Below are 20436 nucleotides of genomic sequence, written 5' to 3'. Positions count from 1 at the left end.
CGGGCCGCCCGCCTAAATCCGGGCGGCCCGCGCCTCCTTCTGTGAGGACCGGTTAGTGCTCGACGCCGACGATCGACAGGTCTATTCCGCCGAAGAAGTAGCCCACCTGGGCGTTCCGGACGTTGGAGCCGACGACGCTGTTCGTGTGGCTGCGCAAGAGCGGAATGATCGGGTAGGTCTTCAAGGCTTTCCCGAACTCCTCGGCCCACTTCTTCCCCAGCTCCTCCGAGGCCCCCGTGGTGTCCCGCAGCTCAAACATGGCCTTGGATACCTGCGGGTCAAAGTAGCGGGAGGTGTTAGAGAACCCGTAACTGGTTCCGTCGTTGTTCGGGCCCAGGATGGGGTCCGCCGAGGTTCGAATCGACGCCGGATCGGCGCCGCCGCACCACCCTGACCGTCCCATGTCCGGCAGCTTATCGCTCGCCATAACGGAGTAGTAGTTCGGGGCCGGAATAGGCACCAGCTGCACGTCGATGCCCAGGGCCTTGAGGTTTTCCTGGACTACGGTGCCCGTGTTCTTGTAGGCGTCCCGGTTGTTGGCGTAGCCATAGGTGAGGGACTTGGGGTACGTCTTTCCTTCGAGGAGCTTTTTGGCTTCCTCCAGCTTGGGTTTTCCGTTGGGATCGATCTCCAAATCCTGGGATACGTATCCGCGCATCTTGTCATTAAGCGGTGTCTGGGTGAGCTCGCCGAAACGGCGTCCTCCGTACTGGACCAGGATCGACTGCCGGTCCACGGCAAGCGCAATTGCCTTCCGGACGTCAGGGTCCTGGATTTTCTGGGTGTTGAGGCTCAGCACTTCGTTGCAGCCCAGCAGTCCTGAGGCGACCCGGTCCTTGACCTGGGCATCGGCCAGCTTGGCCGAATCCGACGTCTGGAGGGCACCGTTCGAGTCCAGGGTGATGGCGGTGGGGTCTGCGTTGGCCAGCAGTTGCTGGCTGATGGTGGCCTGGGATGTGGACAGAGTAAAGCTGAAGGTGTCCGGGAGTGCGGTGCGGTTCGGATCAGTCGCGGGATCCCAATGTGGGTTGCGGACGAGCTTGAGAGACTTGCCGCGGTTGTACGATTCCACCATGTAGGGGCCGGAGGAGACCGGGTGGTTCGTGTAGTCCAGTTTCGTGTCCTTATCCCGGGGCACCGGAGCGGTGTTTGACCGAGAGGCCAGCGCCGGAAATTCCGCGAACGGCTTCTTGAGATGGAACACGACAGTTCGCTCGTCAGGGACCTCGACGGCCTGGAGCACCATTGCAGGATCCTTGTAGGGTCCTTTATAGCCGGCCGCATCGAGTGCGGAATTCAGCTCTTGGGGCGCCTGTGTGTAGACGTCCTGAGCGAAGGTCCGCTCGATGCCGTACTTAACATCGGCCGAAGTGATCGGTCGACCGTCCTCGAACTTGACGCCATTCCGGAGCGTGAACGTCCAGGTACGACCGTCGGCAGAGACTTTCCCCGTGTCCGTAGCGAGGTCAGGGACGATGGTGGGCGGCTGGCCCGCGGTTTCTTTGGCCATAGTGAGCGTCCGGTAGTACAACTGCCCGACGTTGGCCGTCTGGACGTAGTTGCTGTTTCCAGGGTCAAGGGTCTGGAAGTCGGAGGACATCAGGACGTTGATATTGCCACCCTTGGTGGTGAAGCCTGGCTTGACCACCACCGCGGCCAGCTCCGTCGCTGAACCGCCGGTCTTGGATGGGCCCGGCTGGCCCTGGGCCGCGCTGCAGCCGGTCGCGGCTACAGAGATTAGCACTGCGAGTGCCAGCACTCTGGATGGGTATTTCATGGATCTCCTCATACGGTGTGGGTGACGGTGTGATAGGTGCTAGTGGCGGGAGGCCTTGGGGTCCAAAGCATCACGGACGGCGTCGCCGAGCAGGTTGAATGCCAGGACGGTGACGATCAGCATCACGCCCGGGACAGCCAGAAACCACGGATCGCTGAGGTACCAGTTGCCGGACTGGGCGGCGTTGAGCATCTGGCCCCACGATGGAGTCGGATCCTTTACTCCGACGCCGAGGAATGACAGCGCAGCCTCCGCAGAGATGTTGGTGGGAATGAGCATGGTGGCGTAAACCAGTACCACGCCCATCACATTGGGGATGATCTGCCGAAACAGCACACTCAGGTGGGAGGCGCCGAATGAGCGGGCAGCGTCAACGAATTCACGTTCCCTGAGACTGAGGACCTGGCCCCGGACGACCCGGGCAAGATACGCCCAGCCGAAGAACCCAAGGATGATGACCAGCGAGGCCATGGGCAGGAAGCTTCCCTGGCCCAGAGGCGTGCCGCGCAGCCGGGACTGAAGGATCGGCGTCAAGGAGAGCACCAGCAACAGGTGCGGGAAAGCGAGGAAGAGATCCATGATGCGGCTGATGATCGCGTCCGTCTTTCCCCCGAAATAGCCTGCCGCCGCCCCGAGCACAGTTCCAAGCACTACGGAGACGGCCGTTGACAGAAGGGCGATGGTGAGGGACACCTGCCCGCCAAAGGCGAGCCGCGCGAACAGATCCCGTCCGAGAGCGGGTTCTACCCCCAGCCAGTGCTGGCCCGAGGGATACATGTAGCCGGGAAGTGGCAGGCCGGGAGTTTCGTAGTCGTCCAGCACGTTCGGACTGGTGTTGGAAGTAAAAGGATCATTTCCGGACCAGGCGCTGAGAACAGGAGCGAGCACTGCAAAGAGGATGATGGCAACCACGGCACAAAGGCTCAGCAGAGCAATCTTGCTCCTGCGGATCCTCAGCCAGGCTGTGGCCAGCAGTGACCGAGAGTGCGCAGGAACCACACTGATACTGGATAGGTCGCTTTTGCCGCCGCCGCTGTCGCCAGGCAACGGCCTCGCAGCAGCTGGCGTGGCACCGGACTGAAGCTGGGTCATCGGGAACGCTCGATTCAAGGTCCAAGGAGTAGGCTCCATTGTTTTGTATACCAAGCACACGTTAGAGCACTGTTTATGCGATGTAAATCACTTTGAAACATTTTCTGGAATACCAACTAGTGGTGCGTCCTGAAATCCACTGGCAGGCGGCGCCGGTCCCGTTCCCGGGATAGGTCGCACGAAGGCCGGCCCGGCGGACGCCGTTGAACGTGCCGGGAACCGGCTGTTGGGCACGTGTATGCTCAGGTGAAACGTTGAGCGGCACCGTCCGCCAAGGCCACGGAGCGCGTGATGAACGGCGGTGTGAATGTGATCGAACCGCAAGGGGATGCGCTGATCGGGCGCGACGACGAGGCCCGGGCCGAAACCGTATATCAGCTTGTCCTTGAAGGGATCGTGACCGGCAACTATGCGCAGGGCACGCGGCTGCGCGAACGGGAGCTGTCAGAACTTCACAGCGTGTCAAGGATCCCCGTTAGGGAAGCCATCCAGCGGCTGGAACAGGACGGCTTCGTTGAAACATCCCCCCGCCGGGGTGCGGCGGTGCGTCGGCTCACGCTCACCGACGTCAATGAACTCTTTGACGTCCGGCTCTGCCTCGAAACTTTCGCGGCACGCACCGCAGCGGTCCGCGTCGCGGAGGGGCAAAATGGCGCACGGTTGCAGGAACTCGTGGACGAAACACGACGCACCATCGACGAGGGTCCCGAAGCGAAAGTTGCGAGCCTTAGCGCGGAGTTCCACGCCGAAATAGTCCGACTCACTGGCAACCGACTACTGGTCGAATCCGTGAAGCCGCTTTTCGGCCGCATGCGCTGGATCTTTGGCCTCGCCCACAACCGCAGCAACGAGCTTCAGCGTGACGAACATGTGGAGCTCTGCGACGCCATCCTCAAAGGCCGGCCCGATTTGGCCTATTCCCTGGCGTATTCGCATATCGAACTTGGCCGTGAACCGGTCCTTGCCGGGCTCGCCCACACGCTCGCGCCATAGGCGCATCCGTGCCTCACCGCGGGCTTCACGCCTGGCCGCAGTTTCCAACAATGGCTGGCAGTCGCCTTTACGACTGATTCTGTCCGGGCAATGACGCCTTGCTATGTCAACCTCATTCAAGATCACTGGGGGTGCCGATTATCCGGCGGCAGGCCAGCAACGACAGCTGCCGGATCGGCCAGCCGGAGCTGGGTGAGGCTGACACGTCGTACACCGGAACCGTATTCGGGCCGGACCCATCACCGGGCCCCGGCGTCGGACCGGGCGGGAAGACTATATTGGCCAGTGTTAGCTCATCGATCCATCTCGCGGGAGCGTGCACCATGGCCAAGGAATTAGCCACCCAGCTTGTCGAACAACTCCAGGCTGCCGGCGTGCAGCGGATCTACGGAATCGTCGGCGACAGCCTGAACCCGATCGTGGATGCCGTCCGGAAGACCGGCGGCGCCGTCAAGGGCGGGATCGACTGGATCCATGTCCGGCACGAGGAAGCGGCGGCCTTCGCCGCCGCGGCCGAAGCCCAGCTCACCGGCCGGCTCGCGGTCTGCGCCGGCTCCTGCGGTCCGGGCAACCTGCACCTGATCAACGGCCTGTACGACGCCAACCGCTCCGGCGCCCCGGTGCTGGCGATCGCCTCGCACATCCCGAGCAAGCAGATCGGCAGCAGCTACTTCCAGGAAACCCACCCGGACCGGCTCTTCAACGAATGCTCGGTGTACTCCGAACTCATCAGCACCGCGGAACAGGCGCCCCGGGTGATGCACAGCGCGATCCAGCATGCCGTAGCGCTCCGCGGCGTCGCCGTCGTGACCCTGCCCGGCGACATCGCGGGGCTGGAGGCGACCGCCCCGACCCCGGCGCCGGCAGCCTTCCGGGCCGCCGTGCTGGTGCCGGACCCCGCCAGTGTGCGGGAACTGGCGGACGCCATTAACGACGCCGGGAAGGTGGCGATCTTCGCCGGAGCCGGCGTCGACGGCGCGCACGACGAGGTGATCGCCCTGGCGGAGCTGGTTTCCGCGCCGATCGGGCACTCGCTGCGCGGCAAGGACTTCATGCAGTACGACAACCCCTATGACATCGGCATGACCGGTCTGCTCGGCTACGGTGCCGCGGCCGAGGGGATCGAGGACGCGGACCTGCTGATCCTGCTCGGCACCGACTTCCCCTACGACCAGTTCCTGCCCGGAACCCGAACGGCGCAGGTGGACCGGGCTGCGCAAAACCTGGGCCGGCGGACCGACGTCGACGTCGCCGTGCATGGCGACGTGCTGCCCACCCTCGCCGCCCTGATGCCGTTACTGAAGCCCAAGAAGAGCCGCCGCTTCCTTGACGCGATGCTCAAGAAGCACGACCGGCTGATGAACAAGAGCGTCGGGGCGTACACCCGCAGGGTCGAAAAGACCGAGCCGATCCACCCCGAATACGCTGCCTCGCTGCTGGACCAGGTGGCGGCCGAGGACGCGGTCTTCACGGCCGACACCGGCATGTGCAATGTCTGGACCGCCCGGTACATCAATCCGCTGGGCACCCGCCGGCTGATCGGGTCCTACCTGCACGGGTCCATGGCCAACGCGCTGCCGCACGCGATCGGCGCCCAGTTGGCGTTCCCCGGCCGGCAGGTGGTCTCGGTCTCCGGCGACGGCGGCCTGTCCATGCTGCTGGGCGAGCTCATCACGGTGGCCGCGCACCGGCTGCCGGTGAACGTGGTGGTCTTCAACAACTCCACCCTGGGCATGGTGAAACTCGAAATGCTGGTGGACGGGCTCCCCGACTTCGGCGTCGACGTCCCGGACGCCAACTACGCAGATGTGGCCCGGGCGCTGGGTTTCCACGCCGAACGCGTCACGGACCCGTCCAGGATCGAGGCCGCCTACCGCGAGGCGTTCGCGCACCCCGGGCCGTCCCTGGTGGAGCTGATCACCGATCCCAAAGCCCTCTCGATCCCGCCGAAGATCAAGGGCGCGCAGGTCCTGGGTTTCGCCACGGCCATGTCCAAGGTGGTGCTGAACCGGGGCGCCGGCGAGGCCGTGAGCATGGCCAGAAGCAACCTGCGGAACATCCCGCGACGGTGACCCTGGCTCCGTTTCGACGGTTCCGTGCGGGTTCGACGGCGGGGAAGCGTCGAGCGGGTACGGGACCACCGAGCCGGCGGACCGCCCGCCAAGGCCCTAACGCGGGCCGCCCTGCCAGAGCGCGTCGAACGGGGCGCCGGAGGCCACCCGGTTCCGGATCCCCGCGGTGACAAAGTCCTTGGCCGTACGGGCGGCCTCGAGCGGCGTCGCGCCCTTGGCCAGCTCGGCCGTCACCGCGGCGGCCAGGGAGCAGCCGGCACCCGAGACGGCAACCTCGCCCACCTTCGGAGCGGAGAGCACCTCCAGCGTCTCTCCGTCGTAGTAGACGTCGACGGCGTCCTGGCCGGCGAGCCGCACGCCGCCCTTGGCCAGCACCGCAGCGCCGCTGAGCTCATGGATGCGGACCGCGGCGGCCTTGAGGGACTCGACATCGGTGATTTCCAGCTCGGAGAGCGACTCGGCCTCGAAGTGGTTGGGGGTGACGAACGTGGCCAGCGGAAGGATCTGGGCTTTGAGTGCCTGGTCGGTGTCAAGGGCGTGTCCCGGCTCCTGGCCCTTGCAGATCAGCACCGGATCCAGCACCACATGGCGGAACGTCCCCTCGGTCAGCGCCGTGGCGACCGTTGAAATCGTCGCCGGGCTGCCCAGCATGCCGATCTTTACCGTGTCGAGTACGGACGGTGCGCCGGACGCGCCGCCGTACGCCGCCGTCGTCGCCTCCAACTGATCCGCGATGACCTGCTGGTCCACCGGGACGAAGCGGTGGTTCCAGTTGTCCTTCGGATCGAAGGAAACGATGCAGGTCAGGTTCGCGATGCCGAACACGCCGAGTTCCTGGAACGTCTTTAGGTCCGCCTGCGCACCGGCGCCGCCGGTGGCCTCGGAGCCGGCGATGGTCAGGGCGACGGCGGGATAGGCGCTGGTGTCGGAGGGTACGTTGTCCACGGCGTAAGAAGTCATGGAGCTATCCTGCCATCCGCGGAAAACCGGGCGCATTGTGCCCATGTCCAATATGACCACAACCCGAGTGTTCTGGATCACGGGGAATAGGGTGACGGACGGCGTAGCTTTCTTGCGGCGCCGGATTCAGGAAGGTTCATTGATGAGCACTCAATTGTCCGAAGCGGCCCAGACCAGAAAAGCCGTCGGCAACATCCTCAAAGGCTCGGCCGGCAACCTCGTCGAGTGGTACGACCTCTACGTCTACACGGTCTTCGCGGCCTACTTCCAGACGCACTTCTTCAACTCCAAGGACGAGCTCCAGGCCGGCCTTGAGGCGATGGCCGTCTTCTCGACGTCGTTCCTGATGCGCCCGATCGGCGCCTGGTTCTTCGGCCGTTACGCCGACCGGAAGGGCCGCAAGGCCGCACTGACCCTGAGCGTGACAATGATGTCCGCCGGTTCCTTCGCTATTGCGCTGCTCCCCACCCAGGAAGTGATCGGACTGTGGGCCCTGATCCTGCTGGTCCTCATCCGCGTGATCCAGGGCTTCTCCGTCGGCGGCGAGTACGGCACCAGTGCCACCTACATGTCCGAGGCCGCCACCACCAAGCGGCGTGGTTTCTTCTCCAGCTTCCAGTACGTCACCCTGATCGGCGGCCAGATGCTGGCCCTGCTGGTGCTGGTGATCCTGCAGAACGCCATGCCCAAGGGCGACCTGACAGAGTGGGGCTGGCGCATCCCGTTCGCGTTCGGCGGCGTCGCCGCCCTCATCGTGCTTTGGCTGCGGCGCACCATGGAGGAAACCGTTTCGGCCGAGCAGATCGAGGCAGCCACGGCCCCCGTGGCGGCCGGCGAAGCGCGGCCGGGCACCATGAGGCTGCTGTTCACCAGCTACTGGAAGCCGCTGATGATTTGCATCGGGATCACACTCGGCGGCACGGTAGCGTTCTACACGTACACCAACTTCATCCTGAAGTTCATGAATGACACCTCGGGCATCGCCAAGACCGACACCTCGGTAATCAACTTCTGGGCATTGTTCATTTTCATGCTGCTCCAGCCCGTCTACGGCATCATCTCGGACAAGGTGGGCCGGAAGCCGCTGCTGCTCTGGTTCGGCATCACCGGCGTCCTGTTCACTTGGCCGCTGCTCTCCGCGTTGGCCGGCACCAAGGATCCGTTCACGGCGTTCCTGCTGATGATGGGCGGGCTGCTGATCGTGGGCGGCTACACCTCGATCAACGCCCTGGTGAAGGCTGAGCTGTTCCCCGCCTCCATCCGTGCCCTCGGCGTCGGACTCGGCTACGCGATCGCGAACTCGCTCTTCGGCGGCACCGTCCCGCTGATCGGCGCGGCCCTGCAGAAGTCCAACCAGGAAGAGCTGTTCTTCACCTACGTCACGGTGGCCATCGGCATCTCGCTGCTGGTGTACATCTTCGCGCTGAAGAACAAGAAGTCCACGTACCTGGACCACGAGCAGGGTCACGCCTGGGAACCCGCCGACGTCGTCATCACTGCGGGCGACTCGGGCCGCGAGGGCGACGGCAAGGACCTCATCGACGCCTCGCGCCGCTAGGGTTCCGGCCCGCGATTCCTGCGCCGTTTCGACGGTTTCCTGCAGGAAAGACGCTGCGCAGCGTCGAAACGGCAGGGAACCGTCGAAGTGGCGCGCCGCGGGCGACCGCTGCCCAGCCGATGACAACCGCCGGGATCGCGCCCACCAGCAGGGCCGCGACGGGGAGGAAGCTGAAGCCCACGGCGCTCGGGGTCAGGAACAGGGTCCAGGCGCTGAACAGGACACAAAAGCTCGCGTGTGTCACCAGGATGCCGGTCCAGACCGCACCGGAACCCAGCTCGACCCGTATAGGCCGGCTCACCGCCGAGCTCCGCCGAGCCGGTCCAGCGCGGACTCCAGCCCGGGCTCCTGAAAGGCGAACCCGGCATCGAGCAGCCTGCGTGGCTCCACCCAGCGACTCTTAAGCACCAGCTCGGCTTCCGTGCGGATCAGCACGGCTCCGAGCTTCAGCAGCCACCCGGGCATGGGCATGCCCCACGGCACCCCGTGGGCGCAGCGGACCAGCCGCATCAGCTCCCGGTTCTGCACGACCTCCGGCGCCGCGACATTGACCGGACCGGTCAGGTCAGGGCGCCGGTGCAGGAAGCCCACTGCGCGGTAAAGGTCTTCAATATGGATCCAGCTGAATTTCTGCGCCCCGTTGCCCATCCGGCCGCCCAGGCCGAGCCGCGCCAGGTTCGCGAAGGGACGCATCACTCCGCCTCCCGGTCCCAGCACGATCGCGATGCGCAGCGGAATCTTCCGGGTATGCGGAGTCGGTGCCAGGTCCAGCGCCTCTTCCCAGGCGCGGGCGACGTCGACGGAGAACCCGGTGCCCGGCTCGCCGTCGTCCTCCGTTTGGGGCCGGTCCTCGGCGTGCCGGTAGATGGTTGCCGTGCCGGCGTTCAGCCAGGTGGCCGGGGGACTGCTGCAGCGCGAGATGGCACGGCCAAGCACCGCCGTCGTGGTTGTCCGGGAGTCAAGGATCTCGGCTCGGTTCCGCGCGTTGTAGCGGCAGCTCACTGAACGCCCGGCCAGGTTCACGAGGAGGTCGGCGCCATTGAGGGTGCGGGCAAGGCCGCCATCGTCTCCCCAGTGGACGGTGTCAGCGGGCGAGCGGCCGATGGTCCGCACCTCCCAGCCATCGTCCCCGAAGCGGCGCCGGAAGTAGCTCCCGATAAAGCCCGAGGCGCCGGCCAGGACCACAATGTTCTTTCCCATGATTCCCCCGATGGTTGTGTGCTGTTGTCCGGCTTTAGCCCCGGACGGTTCGGCTCAAGTCCAGGGCGTCGTCGAGGATCCTGCTGACACCGGGAATCCTGGCTAGCGACAGCCCGCGGGCAATCAAGGGGGCGAGGCCGTCCACGAGCTGCCGAGTGCGGCGCTGTCCCTGCGAGGTGTCGTACACCCAGAAAAGGGTCACGCCCATGTAGGCGAGCCACAGAAGCTCCGGAAGTTCCGTGCGGAGCTTCCGGGGAGCGGCGGGGCTGGCCCCGTCGACGGCGGTGCGGTAGGTCGCCAGCGCAACCTCCCTCGCGGCCGCCGAGGCGGCGTTGAACGGATTGACGGGCGACGCCGGACGGATGGCGGTGGTGATGAACTCGGCACCGAAGCGGTGGTACGGGGCCATGACGTCCAGTCCGGCATGCATCGTGGCCTTTAGCCTGCCGCTGAGGTCCTTGACGCCGACGACTGTCTCCGCGGCCTTGCGGGCATGCTCGGACTGTACCTGCAGGTAGAGCTCGTGGACCAGGTCATCCTTCGAGGCGAAGTAGTAGTAGGCGTTGCCGACGGAGACGCCGGCTTCGGCGGCGACGGCGCGCATGGTGGTTTTTTCGAAGCCGAGGTCGCGGAACATGCGCAGCGCGACGTCGGCCACCAGTTGCCGGGTTTGTTCGCTTTTGCCTGTCATGGTATCCCGTCGCCAGTTTCTGAACGTGTTCAAATAGGATGGCACAGCTTTTGAACACGTTCAATTAATTGTTTCGGACTGTCCCCCGGGACAGACCCGGGAGGGGCGGCAGGGCAATGACCGGGAGGTCGGCGCGCAGGACCCGCCGCGCGGGTGCGAGAATGGAGACGGTTCCAGGTGCGCGCCGCCGGAGCTTCCCAGTGCTAATACAGCCGGCCGTCCGGGTTTCATCTCTTGTTCCGGGCCGCCGAGCGAACCACTACGACAGGAACACCCATGACTTCCGCCAAGACCCTGCCGGCACCCGCCCCGCCAAAATTTGCCTCGATCGGCTCCCCGTACTTCGGTATCATGCTGGCCGTCATGGCCGTGGTGCTGATCCTGTCCAACATCGGGGCCTCGAAGGGCGTCGCGATCGGGCCGATCATTACCGACGGCGGCTTCTTCCTGTTCCCGCTGGCCTACATTCTGGGCGACGTGATCAGCGAGGTCTACGGCTTCAAAGTGGCCCGCAAAGCCATCCTGACCTCCTTCGCGCTGTCCGTCTTCGCCTCGCTTTGCTACTGGATCATCATCGCGCTGCCCGGCTTCACCGACGACTACGGCGTTGCCAAACAGTCGGCACTCGAGTTGGCCCTCGGCCCGGTGCCGCAGATCGTGCTCGCCTCCATGCTGGCCTTCCTCGCCGGCCAGACGATCAACTCCTGGATCCTGGTGAAGATGAAGGCCCGGTCCGGAGAGAAATCCCTGTGGGCGCGGCTGATGGGGTCCTCCGGCGTCGGCGAATTCGTAGACACGCTGATCTTCTGCAGCATCGCCGCATCCGTTATAGGCATCACGAACTTCGGCATGTTTGTGAACTACGTGGTGGTGGGCTTTGTCTACAAGACACTCGTCGAGTATTTGTTCGTGCCGCTGACCTCACTCGCGATCCGCTGGATCAAGAAGCGCGAACCGAGCTACGGGGCTTAGGGGCAGCCCGTCCCCGCACCTTGGCGCCGCCGCTGCCCTCTGGCGCCACTGCCGTTTCGACGGTTCCGTGCCAGCTCGACGTTTGGAATCGTCTATCCGACACGGAACCGTCGAATCGGGGAGGCATCGGCCGCCGCGCCGTTGCGAAATGCCCGCAGGACCCGGTACTTGAACTCCACCTCGTTGAACAGGTCCTTCCACTCGATTCGGAGGAATGTCCAACCCTGCTCCATAAGTGCCTTCTCGCGCCGCCGCTCCGCGAACAGGACGTCCCCCGTGGGCTGGTAGTCGAAGTACTTGCTCTTGCCGTCGAACTCGAGGGCAACCTTGCGTTCGGGCCACGCAAAATCCAGCCGGTATTCCCCGAACGGAGTAGGGACGCGGAACTGCAGCTCCGGCGGCGCTATTCCGAGCCGGTGCAGCAGCTCCCTGGTGCGGCTCTCTCCGGCCGACTCGGAGCGAGGATCGGCCAGTTCGAGGGCCCGGCGCAGCGTGACCACTCCGTTGCGGCCGACGAGCACTGAACACTGTGTGCGCAGGAGGCCGAGGTCCGCACCAATGCGAGCGGCGTGATCCACCAGGATCACGGCCTGGGGAACAGTGAACATCAGGCAACAATCGATGACCGTGCGTTCCAGCGACGTGCAGGGGAGCCCGTCGATATAGCAGATCTCGCGGCTACTCAGGAGACGGGTGTGGGCCACGACCTCGCGCCCGTGGGAGATGCCGGAGGGGCGGCCCTGTTGGGTGAAATGCACTCGGTTATCGGCGTTCCACAGCTGGAGGCCACGGAGGCTGGCACCCGAGACGTGGCTGTAGGCGAACCCTCCCGTCGACGTCGTGAGCGTTCCGAGGGCATGTGCAGAAATTAGCTGCCGACGTCGGGCTGTGGCGTTCAAACCGCGCCACCAATGCCCGCGGGCGTAGCAGCCGCGGCGCAGCCGGACGAGCGCGGCCCCCTGCACCAGCCGCGCGATGGCCCGGGAGTTTAGCCCGGACGCCAGGAGCTGGTCTGTTCGCCAGAGGTCACCGGCGGCCGGGAGTTCGGGAGGCATGGGACCAGCTTTAACCGCGGACCAGACGCTGGCCAGACAACCTTGCGGATATGTGGACAACCCCCGTTTCGACGGTTCCCCGCCTCGTCGGCGTTGCCCGTCGTCGAGCCGGCGGGGAACCGTCGAAACGGCGGGTGGCGGAAGATCTAGCCCTTGAGGGCCCCGTCGAGAAGCTCCCGGAGTTCGCGGAAGTGCCGTTCCGTGGCCTCCGCGTCGAAGGCCGAGGTGTCCGCCATCGAGTAGCCGTGCGATGCGCCGGCGTAGATTTCATTGGCGGCTTCGAGACCGGCCGCGTCCAGGGCCTTGCCCAGCCGCGCCACGGCGTCGTGATCCATGCTCCGGTCATGGTCGGCGTGGCCAAACACGAACCGGGCCCGGGCGGTGCCGAGCCCCAGGTGAGGGCTGTCGGGGGCGTCGGTCGCGAGCCCGCCGCCGTGGAAGCCGCCGCAGGCCGCAACCGCGTGTGGGTGGGCGGTCGCCGTGCGGACAGCCAGCCGTGCGCCCATGCAGTAGCCGGCGACGCCGATGGGGCCGGGCGTTACGCAGTCGAGCTGGCCGAGGGCCTCCAGCCACGCGTCGATGTCCTGAGCAGCTTTGTCCGTGCTGAGGCGTCCCACCCGCGGAAAGGCGGCCGCGCCGGCGGCCTCGCGGCCCTCAGGGGTGCCCATGTCCGTTGCCGGCGCAAGCTCTGCCGCCGTTCCCTCGCGGTAGAAGACGTTCGGGGCCAGTACGACGTAGCCCCAGTCGGCGATGCGCTGCGCCATGTCCTGGATGCGGGGGCGCAGGCCGAAGGCGTCCATGTAGAGGATGACGCCCGGGTACGGGCCCGCACCGGCGGAGGGGCGGGCCACCAGGGCCTCGGCGGTGCCGTCTGCGGCAGGGATTTCGATGAGCATCCGGCCAGACTACAGCAGGCGGTTGTGAGGGCCCAGGACAGATGAGGGGCGGTGGTTGGCGCCGGGTTCAACAGCGGCCCGGCAACCGGCCCGATGCCCATTGCGAACCCGGGCGCCAGCGTGCTACCGTCTTGGCGATCGTGACCCGTCGGCAGGAGGTGAGACCCGTGAACGCAGTATCCCATCGGGTGCTCCCCTGCAGCCTACGATCGCGCGGCTGAGCTAGTCGCCACCTGGAGCGCCCTAACCGGCAATTCCCGAAAGGCGACTCCCATGAACCCAACACATACTTCAGGTCCGCACCCCACCTCGAGGTCGGCCTCCGCCGGGCTGACGTCCGCACAGCATCAGCCGCAGTTCGACGCCGCAAAACCGGTCCGGGCCGGCGGAGAGCGAGCGTTGGTCCTCGGTGGCGGAGGATCGACAGGCAACGCGTGGCTGATCGGCGTCATCGCCGGCCTGTTCGATGCCGGGCTGGACATGACCACAGCCGACCTGACCATCGGGACGTCGGCCGGCTCGACGGCTGCGGCCCAGATAGGTGGCGCGACTCCGACCGAGCTGCTTGCCGCCATCCTTGCCGCTGCGCCGCAGCGACGGCCCCGTCCGGTCGGAACCGACCGAGGACGTGTTCCGATCAGGCCCGTTGCGGACCAGCTGGTGAGGACACGCAAAATTATCGCCTCCGCCCAGGATGCGGCTGGCATGCGCCGCGCAATGGGCGCGGCGGCACTCGACCTGGATGCGGCGTCGGACGGCTCCTGGCAAACCCGGTGGCGCGACACCGTCGCCTCGCGGCTGCCTAGCCAGCGCTGGCCGCAACGAACGCTGCTCATCACGGCGGTCGATGCCCGCACCGGTGAACCGGTCGTGTTCGACCGTGACTGCGGCGTCGACCTGGCCGACGCCGTGGCCGCCAGTTGTGCCAGTGGCCTTCCCTACAGGATCGGCGGCAACCTGTATATCGATGGCGGTTACCGACGCAACGAGAATGCTGATCTGGCGGCCGGATGTGGGCGGGTGCTGGTGCTGTCACCATTCGGCGGCAGGACATTGCATCCGCTGGACTGGGGCATGCAGCTCGCGGCACAGGTCGGCGAACTACGGGCACGCGGCAGCAAAGTAGAAACGATCTCCCCGGACAGCAACTCCGAGCACATGTTCGGCGCCAATGCGATGGACCCGTCGATGCGTCCCCCCGCCGCGCGGGCCGGCTACGACCAGGGCAGAGCCCTCGCCGGACAGCTCACCGAATTCCGGCGCTGACGCCGGGTTTCTGGCCCCGACGACCCCTCGATCATGAAAGGCCGGTTTGACCAAGGACCCAACCGCACCTAGGAGTAGTAGCGCCCCAGCGTCTCGGCCTTGAACTCGAAAAAGGTGCCGGCCTCGATGGCGAGGCGGGCGTCGTCCACCATCTTCACCACGAAGCGCTCGTTGTGGATCGAGATCAGGGTGGCGGAGAGCATCTCCTTGGCCTTGAACAGGTGATGGATGTAGGCCCGTGAGTAGTTCACGCACGCGTAGCAGTCGCAGCCTTCCTGCAGCTGGCCGAAGTCGCGCTTGTACTTGGCGCCGGACAGGTTGTACCGGCCGGTGGGGTGGTAGAACGCCGAGTTGCGGGCCACCCTGGTGGGCGAGACGCAGTCGAACGTGTCCGCGCCGTTCTCGATTGCAGTGAAAATGTCGTCCGGTTCGGAGATGCCGAGCAGGTGCCGCGGCTTGTTCTCCGGCAGTTCTTCGTTGCACCAGCGCACGATCGTGCCGAGGTTTTCCTTTTCCAGCGCGCCGCCGATCCCGAAGCCGTCGAAGTTCATGGCGCCGAGATCCCGGCAGGCTTTGCGGCGCAGGTCCTCGTACTGGGCGCCCTGGATCACGCCGAAGAGCGCCTGATACGGTTTGCCCGCCCGCACGGACGTGAGCCGGGAATGCTCGGTGATGCAACGCTCAGCCCAGCGCCGGGTGCGTTCCAGGGACTCCTCCTGGTAGCCGCGGGAATTCTGCAGCGTGGTCAGCTCGTCGAAGGCGAACATGATGTCCGCACCGATCTGGTGCTGGACGTTCATCGAGATCTCGGGGCTGAACCGGTGCCGGTCGCCGTTGAGGTGGCTTTTGAACCACACGCCTTCCTCGTCCACGTGGGCCAGGCGTTCCTTGCCGGGGGCCACGGCGTCGTCGGGGACGGCGGTGTCCGCAACCGGCGCAGTCTTCATGTCGATGACCTTCTTGAACCCGGAGCCGAGGCTCATCACCTGGAAGCCGCCGGAGTCGGTGAACGTCGGTCCGCGCCAGTTCATGAACGAGCCCAGCCCGCCGGCCTCGTCCAGGATGTCCGCGCCCGGCTGCAGGTACAGGTGGTAGGCGTTGGCCAGCACGGCCTGCGCGCCGAGGTCGGCGACGGCTTCGGGCAGTACCGCCTTGATCGTGGCTTTGGTCCCGACGGCGATGAACGCCGGGGTCTGGATCTCGCCGTGCGGAGTGGTGATGGTGCCGGTCCGGCCCAGGAACTCCCCGCCGTTGCAGGCCACCTGCTGGCCCGACGGCGCGCACGTTTCGCTCAGTCGTTTGCCCACCCGGAAGGAAAACTCGGATTGCCGGGCCGGCAGCGGGGATGAGGGGGCTGGTTCAGGATTCGCTGGCACCGTTCAAGTGTGCCAGCTAACACCGCGTAACCCTCAGTGCGGCGGGTCGGATGTGGGGTAGTTCTCAGCGCGCCAGGTGTCCCAGTAGCCGCGGACGGTTTGAAGCTGATGGGCACCGGGTCCGTAGGCCGGGACGTCCCCGACTCCCAGCTTCTTGACCTTCGAGCCGCCGGCCCCGGGTACAGCGAAGAAAAACGTCCGGCGCGTGCCGTGCGGGTGCCGCTTCAAGGTGAAGCGGAGCTGACTTCCGTGCCGGCCGGGACCGGCTTGAGCGTGAGACTATCGTCGTTGTTGACGACGTTGGAGGCGTGTTCCGCGGCGCCACGCCGTGGCGGGGTAGGGGCGCTTAGGTGCGCACGGACTCAAGTTCGTTGCCGATCCGGCGCTCCAGTTCAGGCCGGCCGAGGGTCTGGGAGCCCCCGTGCGCGCGCAGGAAGAGGAGCGACTCGAGCCGCAGCAGCCGCCATTCACGCTCCGCGTCCGGGTTGGAATTGTCGATGGCGCGGAAGATTTCCTTGTCGTACAGATTGGGCTCGTTCAATGAGCGCTGGCGCACCTTGGCGTTGATTCGGGCCTTGAACGGGTCCGTCTCCATCGCGTCCGGCGCCCGCAGGAACTTCTCGTAGACGGCGGCGCGTGCTTCTTCTCCGCGCTGCCGGCAAATGTAGCTGGCTAGCGCGAGGGACGCCTCCACCGAGGACCAGCGGCCGGGGTTTCCGTCGAAGGGGAGCACGTTGAGCAGGTCCGCTATGGCGAGGGCGTTGTCGGCGTCCTTGAGCACGACAAACAGCTCGTGGGCCAGGTCGCTGAGGTCCTTGAGGCAGCTGCCGGATTTGGTGTTGATGCCCTTGGTGAGCCGGTCGCTGAGCAGCAGCACGCCCAGCGCGTCGGGGTGAGCTTCGGCCACGGCCTCCACGACGGACTCCGGGGTTCCCTCCGGAACCGGGATCAGGGCCAGGTCCGCATCGGTGGGGCCGCTGGCGACCGGCGGGGCCACCGGCAGCGGAGGAACGGCGACGGCGGGAGCTGCCGTCGCGCTGCCGTCCTCGCCGGCAACGTGCTGGATCAGCTGCAATTCCGGGCCGCCGTCGTCCTCGCTGCCGTCGTCCTCGCCGCCGTCGTCCGGGCCGCCGTCGGCGGGGGAGACCTCAGCGGGCGGGATATCGGCGGGGGAGATCTCATCCGTTGATTCCGGCGCGGCGTCCCGGACCAGAACCACGGAGCCGGCGGCGATCCGCAGCACGCCGCCGCCGGTGAGCGTGGCCCGGATGATGGCGGGAGCGCCGAAATCGTCGTTGTCAACGTCCACGCGCCGAATTTCCGCGGCGCGCGTGGCGTCGGGCAGGAGCAGCAGATCCCCGGTCCGCAGAGCTCCCGCCGGCCGTTCGCTGTAGTTCAGAGTGGCTGTGGGGTGGGTCATCTGGAGTCCTTAAGTTCTCTTTCGGTCCGCTCAACAGTCTACAAAGAACGGCGCGCTGAGTCGGGGAGGCCGTGAGTGGTCCGTGTGCCCCGGGCGGTCCGGCAGCTCCGGTGCACCAGGCCCCTACTGGCCGACGCCCGCAAAGGCCAGCGCCTGGCGGATCAGGGCCCCGCGGCCGCCGCTGAACTCCAGTTGCACGTCGGAGCCCATCACTTCCCCGGGCGTCATCCAGGTCAGTTCCAGGGCGTCCTGCCGCGGTGAGCATTCGCCGGTGACCGGGATGATGTAGGCCAGGGCGACGGCATGCTGTCGGTCATCGGTGAACCCGGTGTGCGACGGGGACGGGAAGTATTCGGCCACCGTGAAAGGAACCGGGCTGATCTGCAGCTGGGGGAAGGCGAGCGGGCCGAGGTCCTTTTCGATGTGGCGCAGCAGGGCGGCACGGATGGTCTCGCGGTACAGTACCCGGCCGGAAACCAGGGACCGGATCATGGTGCCGTCCGCGTCCGCCTGCAGCAGCGTGCCGACCTCGTTCACGAACCCGAGAGGGTCCAGCCGGACCGGCACGGCTTCGACGTAGACCATGGGAAGCCGGCCGCGGGCTTCGAACAAATCGTCGTCGGAGAGCCAGCCGGGATTCGGGTCGGGAGTGCGAACGTTCATGGTTAAGTTCTACCCCATCCGCGTTCGCGGGACGTGGTCAACCCCGCGCCGCGGTCGGTGCCGCGGCGATCCAGAGGGCATGCGGGCGGGCGGCGCTGCCGTCCGCGTCCGGGTTGCCCAGGCGCAGGAGCGGCACAGCGGCGTCCTCAACCACCGCAGCCTCGTGGCCCGCCCCGGCGAGCCGTTCCCGCAACTCGTCAAGGTCGCCGTCGTATTCGAAGCCCAGCCCGGCGTGCCCGGTTCCGGCGGCCGTGCCGGCACCGGCACCGACCATCAGGATTCCGCCGTTCTTCGCCGTGAACGCCTCCGTTCCGGCACGCTCCATGTCTTTGGCGCCGGTCCCGCCGGGTGCCGGGCGGGGACGGGCGCCGATGTCGCGCAGGGTCCGGCTTGCCGCCGTCGGGTCCGCCGCGAACCAGACGCCGACGACGGCGAGGACCGGCGCCGTCTCCGAGGAACGCGCCCAGCTGCCGTCGGACTCGCGCCTGGCGGGGTCGGCCAGGAAACTGAAGCCGTCCGGGGCGGTGACCCGGCAGGAGGGGCCGTGCTCCGCTTCGATGAGCTCCGCGGTGGCGCCGGCTCGACCGCCGGCATGGTTGGTCCGGCGGGCAAATTCCGCCAGCTCTCCGACCTCGACGCCGAATGAGGTGGTACCGTCCTGCGCCGTGCCCGATTCGGCGGCATGAAGCGCCAGGCGTCCGGCGCCGGCGTCGAACTCCCGCCAGGTGGGCTCGTCGACTGTCTTAACCATGCCCAGATCGGTCAGTAGTCGCTCCCATTGATCCAGGCGGGAGGTGAAATGGATGGGGCGGACACGCAGCAAGGTGATCTCCCTGATGGTCGGGGGCGGGGAGCACAATGGTGCCATGGCTGCTGAGCTGATGGAACTGCTGGTCAAAGACGCCGCCGAATGGCGCACGTGGTTGGAAGCCCACCACGCGGACAGCCCCGGCGTGTGGCTCGTGCTGCACAAGAAGGGCGGGTCGGTGACGGAGCTGGACTACGAGGCTGCCCTACAGGAAGCGCTTTGTTTTGGCTGGATTGACGGACAGGGCAGACGCCGGGACGCCGAGACTTCCTTTCAGCGGATGACCCGGCGTGGTCCGAAAAGCGTTTGGTCGGAGCGGAACGCGGAGCGCATCGGGCGGCTTGAAGCGGCGGCCCGGATGACCCCGGCCGGGCGGGCCGCCGTCGAAAGCGCCAAAGCTGACGGCCGCTGGGAGGCTGCCTATGCGGGCCAGGCATCGGCGGAGGTGCCGTCGGATCTGGCCGCCGCCATCGCGGCGGAACCGCGGGCGCAGGCCATGTTCGAGGTTCTGACGTCGGTGAACAGATACGCCCTGATCTACCGGACCAACTCGGTCAAACAGGCGTCCACGCGGGAACGCAAGATCGCCGGCTTCGTGGAAATGCTCGCCCGCCACGAGACACCGTACCCGCAAACCCGGCGGCCGGACCCGAGGCTTCACTGAGGGAGGCTTCAGGATAACGGCTCTTTCAGCGACTTCCCAGTGTCCGCCCGGGACCCCGACAGCCAAGGCTGGCACCATAGCCCAATGCCTACTTTCCAGCACCAGCGGTCCCGCGGCGGGCCGCCAAGGCCGCCTTCGCAACGCGCCCTGTTCTTTGCCGCCGCCGGCCTGCTGCTGGCGGGCGAGGCAGTGTTCTGGCTGATGCTGGCCGCGGTCCAGACGAACTCCGGGCTCGCGTTGCTCGACGGCGGCGTCCACACTGCCCTGGTGGAGGGCCGTTCGGCCTCCGCCACCGCCATCCTGACGGCCGTCAGCACTGTCACCTCACCCGCATGGATGACGGCCGTCGGGGGCCTTGCGGCTCTCGGCTGGGCGATCCGGAATCGGGAAATCTGGCGTCCGGCGCTGCTCCTCGGCGCCATGGCGGCCACCTTGGCGGTGTCCACCATCATCAAGCACCAGGTGGCCCGGGGCCGGCCGTCGGCGTCCGACTTCCTGATGGGCCCCGATGACGCACTGTCCTTCCCCTCCGGCCACACGTTCGGCACCGGCGTTTTCGCTCTGGTCCTGGCGTACCTGCTGCTGGGCGGCGCCGGGGCCCGCACGGTCCGTCGCTCGACGGCGGTATTGGCGTTCTCGGCCGCCGCCCTCGGAACGTTGCTGGTAGCGTTCAGCCGGCTCTACCTGGGCTACCACTGGCTGACCGATGTGGTGGCCTCAATGGGCCTGGCGGTCGCCGTCACGGGGGTTGTGGTGCTGGTGGACGGCCTGCGCGCCGCGCGGATGTCGACGCTGGCGGAACGGCCGGCGGAACTGCAGGGCGCCGGACCGGAGGCGGCGGACGCGCTGGCGGCCGGCCGGGGGCACTTCGCGGAGGATCTCGGCGTCGGCGGGGCTGGCTGGCGGCGTGTCCGTGTCAAAGTGCCCCCGGACGGCGGAATATGAGCCCGGGTCAACTGCGCGGAAGTCGGTC

Annotated in this window: 19 protein-coding genes; 7 read left to right on the top strand and 12 right to left on the bottom strand. The window is 66.6% G+C overall.

Annotated features, from left to right (window positions below; all coding sequences use genetic code 11):
- Positions 1-52 precede the first annotated feature (52 nt).
- On the bottom strand, positions 53-1777 hold the full coding sequence (locus ABIB14_RS12100; RefSeq protein WP_354236123.1) for an ABC transporter substrate-binding protein: 1725 nt from the start codon (positions 1775-1777) through the stop codon (positions 53-55).
- 39 nt (positions 1778-1816) lie between these two features.
- Entirely contained in the window at positions 1817-2776 is a 960-nt protein-coding gene (locus ABIB14_RS12095; protein WP_354236122.1) for an ABC transporter permease, read from the bottom strand.
- A 384-nt stretch (positions 2777-3160) separates the two neighbouring features.
- On the opposite strand from ABIB14_RS12095, the gene ABIB14_RS12090 reads away from it, so the two are divergent.
- Positions 3161-3862, top strand: a complete 702-nt coding sequence (locus tag ABIB14_RS12090; protein ID WP_354236121.1) for a GntR family transcriptional regulator — start codon at positions 3161-3163, stop codon at positions 3860-3862.
- A 323-nt stretch (positions 3863-4185) separates the two neighbouring features.
- The gene (locus ABIB14_RS12085) at positions 4186-5934 is read left to right on the top strand and encodes a pyruvate dehydrogenase (protein WP_354236120.1); all 1749 of its coding nucleotides are present in this window, start codon (positions 4186-4188) and stop codon (positions 5932-5934) included.
- Between the two features lie 96 nt (positions 5935-6030).
- Here the strand turns inward: ABIB14_RS12085 and ABIB14_RS12080 are convergent, their stop codons facing one another.
- On the bottom strand, positions 6031-6894 hold the full coding sequence (locus ABIB14_RS12080) for a hydroxymethylpyrimidine/phosphomethylpyrimidine kinase (RefSeq protein WP_354236119.1): 864 nt from the start codon (positions 6892-6894) through the stop codon (positions 6031-6033).
- A 142-nt stretch (positions 6895-7036) separates the two neighbouring features.
- On the opposite strand from ABIB14_RS12080, the gene ABIB14_RS12075 reads away from it, so the two are divergent.
- Entirely contained in the window at positions 7037-8452 is a 1416-nt protein-coding gene (locus ABIB14_RS12075; protein ID WP_354236118.1) for an MFS transporter, read from the top strand.
- Here ABIB14_RS12075 and ABIB14_RS12070 read toward each other — a convergent pair.
- The 3 genes from ABIB14_RS12070 to ABIB14_RS12060 are packed head-to-tail and all read right to left on the bottom strand — an operon-like array spanning position 8430 to position 10343.
- Entirely contained in the window at positions 8430-8753 is a 324-nt protein-coding gene (locus ABIB14_RS12070) for a hypothetical protein (protein WP_354236117.1), read from the bottom strand. The genes ABIB14_RS12075 and ABIB14_RS12070 overlap by 23 nt on opposite strands.
- Positions 8750-9652: a TIGR01777 family oxidoreductase gene (locus tag ABIB14_RS12065; protein ID WP_354236116.1), complete on the bottom strand. Its 903-nt coding sequence runs from the start codon at positions 9650-9652 to the stop codon at positions 8750-8752. The genes ABIB14_RS12070 and ABIB14_RS12065 overlap by 4 nt, the downstream gene beginning before the upstream one ends.
- Before the next feature lie 34 nt (positions 9653-9686).
- On the bottom strand, positions 9687-10343 hold the full coding sequence (locus tag ABIB14_RS12060; protein WP_354236115.1) for a TetR/AcrR family transcriptional regulator: 657 nt from the start codon (positions 10341-10343) through the stop codon (positions 9687-9689).
- Between the two features lie 276 nt (positions 10344-10619).
- Here ABIB14_RS12060 and ABIB14_RS12055 point away from each other — a divergent pair, with 276 nt between their 5' ends.
- Positions 10620-11315: a queuosine precursor transporter gene (locus tag ABIB14_RS12055; protein WP_354236114.1), complete on the top strand. Its 696-nt coding sequence runs from the start codon at positions 10620-10622 to the stop codon at positions 11313-11315.
- A gap of 92 nt (positions 11316-11407) precedes the next feature.
- Here ABIB14_RS12055 and ABIB14_RS12050 read toward each other — a convergent pair whose 3' ends face one another.
- Complete coding sequence (locus tag ABIB14_RS12050) at positions 11408-12370, bottom strand: DUF559 domain-containing protein (RefSeq protein ID WP_354236113.1); 963 nt, start codon at positions 12368-12370, stop codon at positions 11408-11410.
- Positions 12371-12516: 146 nt separating this feature from the next.
- A complete protein-coding gene (locus ABIB14_RS12045; protein ID WP_354236112.1) occupies positions 12517-13266 on the bottom strand; it encodes a dienelactone hydrolase family protein in 750 nt (249 codons plus the stop codon).
- Positions 13267-13539: 273 nt separating this feature from the next.
- Here ABIB14_RS12045 and ABIB14_RS12040 point away from each other — a divergent pair, with 273 nt between their 5' ends.
- The gene (locus ABIB14_RS12040) at positions 13540-14532 is read left to right on the top strand and encodes a patatin-like phospholipase family protein (RefSeq protein ID WP_354236111.1); all 993 of its coding nucleotides are present in this window, start codon (positions 13540-13542) and stop codon (positions 14530-14532) included.
- Between the two features lie 68 nt (positions 14533-14600).
- Here ABIB14_RS12040 and tgt read toward each other — a convergent pair whose 3' ends face one another.
- The 4 genes from tgt to ABIB14_RS12020 form a co-directional block, all read right to left on the bottom strand.
- Positions 14601-15908, bottom strand: coding sequence for a tRNA guanosine(34) transglycosylase Tgt (gene tgt, locus ABIB14_RS12035; protein WP_354236110.1), 1308 nt, complete (start codon positions 15906-15908; stop codon positions 14601-14603).
- A 346-nt stretch (positions 15909-16254) separates the two neighbouring features.
- Positions 16255-17328, bottom strand: a complete 1074-nt coding sequence (locus ABIB14_RS12030; RefSeq protein WP_354236109.1) for a DUF6707 family protein — start codon at positions 17326-17328, stop codon at positions 16255-16257.
- 123 nt (positions 17329-17451) lie between these two features.
- Positions 17452-17991, bottom strand: coding sequence for an NUDIX hydrolase family protein (locus tag ABIB14_RS12025; RefSeq protein WP_354236108.1), 540 nt, complete (start codon positions 17989-17991; stop codon positions 17452-17454).
- A 37-nt stretch (positions 17992-18028) separates the two neighbouring features.
- Positions 18029-18814, bottom strand: a complete 786-nt coding sequence (locus tag ABIB14_RS12020) for a VOC family protein (protein WP_354236107.1) — start codon at positions 18812-18814, stop codon at positions 18029-18031.
- 43 nt (positions 18815-18857) lie between these two features.
- On the opposite strand from ABIB14_RS12020, the gene ABIB14_RS12015 reads away from it, so the two are divergent.
- Entirely contained in the window at positions 18858-19463 is a 606-nt protein-coding gene (locus ABIB14_RS12015; RefSeq protein ID WP_354236106.1) for a YdeI/OmpD-associated family protein, read from the top strand.
- Between the two features lie 84 nt (positions 19464-19547).
- The gene (locus ABIB14_RS12010; protein WP_354236105.1) at positions 19548-20408 is read left to right on the top strand and encodes a phosphatase PAP2 family protein; all 861 of its coding nucleotides are present in this window, start codon (positions 19548-19550) and stop codon (positions 20406-20408) included.
- The last annotated feature ends 28 nt before the right edge of the window (positions 20409-20436 follow it).

The organism is Arthrobacter sp. UYEF3, from assembly GCF_040546245.1.
Lineage (GTDB): Bacteria > Actinomycetota > Actinomycetes > Actinomycetales > Micrococcaceae > Arthrobacter.
The sequence above is the reverse complement of the archived record's forward strand: the minus strand, read 5'-3'. Positions and strand labels throughout refer to the sequence as shown.